At 62.3% G+C, this 4,638-nt stretch carries 5 protein-coding genes; 4 read left to right on the top strand and 1 reads right to left on the bottom strand.

From position 1 onward, the window contains the following. Both ACH2EI_RS21850 and ACH2EI_RS21855 read left to right on the top strand, forming a co-directional pair. On the top strand, nucleotides 1-467 hold a 467-nt coding region (locus ACH2EI_RS21850; RefSeq protein ID WP_395152689.1), incomplete at its 5' end, for an enoyl-CoA hydratase-related protein. A 34-nt stretch (nucleotides 468-501) separates the two neighbouring features. Continuing rightward, nucleotides 502-1,143, top strand: a complete 642-nt coding sequence (locus ACH2EI_RS21855) for an acyltransferase (RefSeq protein WP_395152688.1) — start codon at nucleotides 502-504, stop codon at nucleotides 1,141-1,143. A gap of 43 nt (nucleotides 1,144-1,186) precedes the next feature. Here the strand turns inward: ACH2EI_RS21855 and ACH2EI_RS21860 are convergent, their stop codons facing one another. Further along, the gene (locus ACH2EI_RS21860; protein ID WP_395161569.1) at nucleotides 1,187-1,744 is read right to left on the bottom strand and encodes a hypothetical protein; all 558 of its coding nucleotides are present in this window, start codon (nucleotides 1,742-1,744) and stop codon (nucleotides 1,187-1,189) included. Nucleotides 1,745-1,796: 52 nt separating this feature from the next. Between ACH2EI_RS21860 and ACH2EI_RS21865 the strand changes: the two genes are divergently transcribed. Further along, entirely contained in the window at nucleotides 1,797-3,572 is a 1,776-nt protein-coding gene (locus tag ACH2EI_RS21865) for an ABC transporter ATP-binding protein (protein ID WP_395152686.1), read from the top strand. After that, the coding region (locus tag ACH2EI_RS21870; protein WP_395161571.1) for an ABC transporter transmembrane domain-containing protein at nucleotides 3,569-4,638 on the top strand (1,070 nt) is incomplete at its 3' end. The genes ACH2EI_RS21865 and ACH2EI_RS21870, both read left to right, overlap by 4 nt.

Genomic DNA, 4,638 nt, shown 5'->3' on the forward strand with positions numbered 1-4,638 from the left:
CCGACCTGCTGTATATGGCTGAAGACGCGCACATCGGGTACGCACCAAGCCGCATCTACGGCACGCCGACGACCATGATGTGGGTCCACCGGCTGGGTCTCGAACATGCCAAGCAGTTCTTGCTGACCGGCCGGGCCATCGATGCCCCGACGGCCCACCGCATCGGCCTGGTCAGCCATGTACTTCCGGCTGACGAGATTGCTGCCGAGGTCGAAGCAGAGGCGCGCCGATTTGCCACGATCCCGGCCAACCAGCTCGCTCTCAACAAACTGCTCATCAATCAGGCGTTCGAGAATATGGGCCTGCGAACTTCGCAGATGCTTGGCACGTTCTTCGACGGCGTCACGCGCCACACCGAAGAGGCGTACCGCTGGACCGAAGACATCGCGGAGCGCGGTTTCAAGCCGGTCATCGCCGATCGTGACGGACCCTGGCAGGACTACGGCCAGCGGCCAAAGGATGACTGATCAGCTGAATCGGCCGGGCCGATAGCGTCAACCTGTGCTCGAACGAGACCCGGTACCCGACACCTTGCGGCAGCGACTGTTGACCAGTGTCAAGCGTGCATCGAGTGAAGCCGTGCATCGCGGCTGGGAACTTGCGACGGAGCTGGGTGCGATCGGTCCGGACACCGGCAGGGGCAAACGTTTTGGCAAGTTTGGAAAGAACAGTGTGATCTGCTTCCCGCCGAACACGCTGTTCAACGAGCAGTACATCCACATTGGTGAGGGCACGATGATTGGGCCGCACGTCACCCTTTCGGCCGGCATGGTTCCCGGCCAGGAAATGATCACCGACCCGGTCGTCAGCATTGGCGACCGGTGCCTGATCGGCAAGGGAAGTGGCATCGTTGGTCACCTGCGGATCGAGATTGGCAATGACGTGTGGACGGGCCACCACGTCTACATCACCGATCAAAATCACGGGTACGAAGACCTCGATCTCCCGATTTCCATGCAGGTCATGCCCGAACGGCCGGTGTCGATCGGTGACGGAGCCTGGCTCGGCCACGGCAGCATCGTGCTGCCAGGTGCGAACATCGGCAAGCACGTCGTCGTCGGTGCCAACAGTGTTGTTACCGGTGACCTACCGGACAACTGCGTGGCAGCCGGCGCGCCAGCCCGGGTGATCAAGCAGCTGTAATTCGCAGGGCCCGACTTGCGGGCCTCAATCGAAGAGCTTGGAGTCAGAGCACCGAGCCGTGCGGGGGTGCGCAGCTTGGCATCTCGTTATCGCCAGCAAAGTTCTCGATGCGTTCGGTGATCGGAACGCCATTGACTGCGGTCTCGGTAAACGGAACGTTTTGCCCGTCGCGCAAGCGCTCGGAGTAGGCGTAGCGATCGTCGAGCAACTGGCGCCAGTCGGCGATCCATCTGGGCACGATGGCCTGGCCCTTTGCGTCGGACGGGGTAACGGCGATGAGGTCGTCGAGCATGCGGCCGAGGGTGTCGGTCGACTGAACCACGAGGTCGGCTCGAACGTCGAGACTCGGATCGGCCTGCATTTCAAACGCACGCAGTTGCTCTTTGACCGGGGCACAGATCCCCTCGGCCCGTTCGGCCCATGCCCGATCTTCGATCTTGTTGACGGAGGTCTTCGATGCAAAGAACAACGCCCACGCCCAGAACGAGACGAACAGAAGCGCCCCAACGGGAAAAAGCACCTTGCCAACGGTCAGCCCCTTCTTGCGCGGCTTCCGCTGAAAGTGGCCGTTGCTGTCGATCTGTTCGCCGTGTGTCACCACAAGGCAGCACGTTATGGCGGAGTACGGCTGGTAGAAACGCGATGTGCCCGACGTGACGAAGACATCTGCGACGCCCGTGGGCGACATGCGCAGAGAATCAAGCGGTTCGCGCGCCCGCAGGAACTGGCACCTGATCCGTTCGATGCTGTCGCTCCATCCGCGTCTGTTCGCGATTGCATTCAGCGGGGCTGCGGTCTTCGCGTTTGCAACGGTGGCATCGAGTTTCGCGATCCGCTGGGTGATCGACGAAGTCATCATCGTCCGGTTTGAAGAAGGAGACGTCGAAATCGGCGCGGTGGTCACCGGATTTGCGATGATTATTGGCATCGGGCTTGTGCGGGCTGTCGGCGTCGTGTTCCGCCGAGCGTTCGCCTCGATGGGTATGTGGCGAGTCGCCCAGACGTACACCAACCAAGTGCTCGACAAGCTGGTTACCCAACCGCTCGGCTGGCATCGTCGTCACGCCGACGGCGACCTCGTAGCGCGCGCCGGCGTCGACACCGAAGCGACCGTCAGCGTGATCGCACCAATTCCGTTCGCGTCGAGCACGGTGGTGATGATCTTTGTCTCGACGATCTGGCTGTTCCTCACCGATATCCCACTTGGTCTGCTCGCCATCGTTGTGTTCCCGATCCTGATTGCGACCAACGTTGTCTATGAACGCTCGGTTGCTGTGTATTTCACCGAGGCGCAGGAACGACTCGGAAAGTTCGCGGCCGGAGTCCACGAGAGCTTCGAGGGCATTCAGCTCATCAAGTCGTACGGAGCCGAAGCCAGAGAGACGCAGCGCCTCGCCGACCTGGCGGGCGATGTGTTGACGCCACGGATCACAGCGATCCGGATGCGCAGCTGGTTCGAAGCGCTGCTCGACCTGATCCCCACACTCACAAACATTGCATTGGTCGTCATCGGTGCCGTTCGTGTGCAGTCCGGCGACGTGACCGTTGGAGAGTTCTCCAGTGTGATCTTCCTCTTCACCCTCTTGGTGTTGCCACTGCGCCTGATCGGGTACGCCCTGTCGGAACTCCCGCGGTCGATGGCGGCATGGACGCGCATCCAAGCTGTGGTCTCTGAACCTGTCGAGGCTGATCCACGCCGAGGGATCGCAGTCGCGGCGGCGGGCGTCGGAGTCGCCTTCAACGCCGTTGGCTTCCGCCACGCCGATGCCGACAACCATGCGCTGTACGACATCACCATGACGTTGCCCTCCGGGTCGATCACTGCGGTCGTCGGGCCGACGGGTTCAGGCAAGAGCACGCTCGCCGATCTTGCCGCCGGCCTCGTCGCACCGACGTCGGGCCAGATCGAGATCACTGCCGGACAACGTTCGATTGTCTTCCAGGAAGCATTCCTGCTGGCGGGCACGGTGCGCGAGAACATCGAATTCGGTACCGGGTTTAGCGACGACGAAATTTGGGAGGCGCTCCGTATCGCTGCTGCCGACGACTTCGTGCGGGGCCTCGCAGGCCAGCTCGACACGATGGTCGGCGAACGTGGCGTCAGCCTCAGCGGCGGGCAACGACAACGTGTGGCGCTCGCTCGAGCACTCATCCGCCAGCCGGCGCTGTTGATCCTCGACGACACCACATCGGCGCTCGATCCGGCGACAGAGTCCAAGGTGCTCGACAACATGCGAACAGCGTTGGCCGCCACCACAGTCTTACTCGTTGCTTCTCGACCATCGACGGTTGCGCTGGCCGACGACGTGGTGTTCCTGAGCGCTGGTGAAGTGACCGGCCATGGCACGCACGACGAACTTCTTGCATCACACAATGACTACCGTGAACTGGTTGCTGCCTTCGAAGCCGATCGTGGTCCGGCGACATGACGATCATCGCGGAAGCTGTCGATCCGGTTGACGAAGGGCCGGCGGCCGAGGGCGCGCCGGCTGTCGTTGCCGGTTCCTTCGGAACCGTCAACATCGATACGACGATCTCAACTATCAAGCGCGGTCTCGAGGCTGCACCGGTGTTGCGTGACGGTTTGGGACTGACATTCTTCCTCGCTGCCATCGGGTCGGCCGGCAGCATCGTTGTCCCCGTGCTCATCCAGCAGGCGATTGATAACGGCATCGTGGGCCGCGAGAACGTTCGCGTCGGCTACGTCGCTCAGCTTGCCGTGATCGCTGCGGTCGCGGTGACACTCGCAGCGTTGGCACTCCGACAGGCGCAGGTCAGGCTGGGGGAGCGCAGCGAACGCGCCCTCTATGACCTGCGATCAAAACTGATCGGTCACATCACCCAGCTCAGCCTGGCCGACCACAACGAAGAGCGTCGCGGCGGGCTCGTTGCACGAGTCACCTCGGACATCGAGACACTCGCGCAGTTCTTCCAGTGGGGCGGCATGGCGTTGATGCGCAGCTCGACCTTGATGGTCATCGTCGCCATTGCGATGCTCGCCTACGACTGGATGCTCGCGCTGATTGCCTTCGCTATCTCGTTGCCGCTGGCTTTCGTGTTGCGAGCAGTGCAGAAGCGTCTGCTCGTCGCCCACGGCAGGGCACGCGAGAGCAACGGTGAGATGCTGGGCGCAATCGCCGAGGTCGTGTCTGGCGCCGGTGCGATTCGGGCGTATGACGCCGGCGACACGCTTGCCGCGGTGGTGGAAGAAGCCACAGAGAAGAAGGCGCGAGATCAGATCCGTGCGGCGCTATACGGAGCATTCCTGTTCCCGTCGGGAGAGATCTTCGCGGTGTTCACGGTGTCAGCAGTGATCGGCGCAGGCATCTGGCGTGGGCCCGAAGGTGGCTTGACCGCTGGAGCGCTCGTCAGCTTCGTATTCCTGACCTACCGGTTCCTCGAACCGATCGCCGAGTTCACCGAGGTGATCGATCAGACCCAAACCGCTGTGGCTGGGCTGCATCGAGTGCTGTCAGTACTCGACATGGCGATTAC

Origin of the sequence: Ilumatobacter sp., assembly GCF_041688325.1 — a bacterium.
Taxonomy (GTDB): Bacteria; Actinomycetota; Acidimicrobiia; order Acidimicrobiales; family Ilumatobacteraceae; genus Ilumatobacter_A.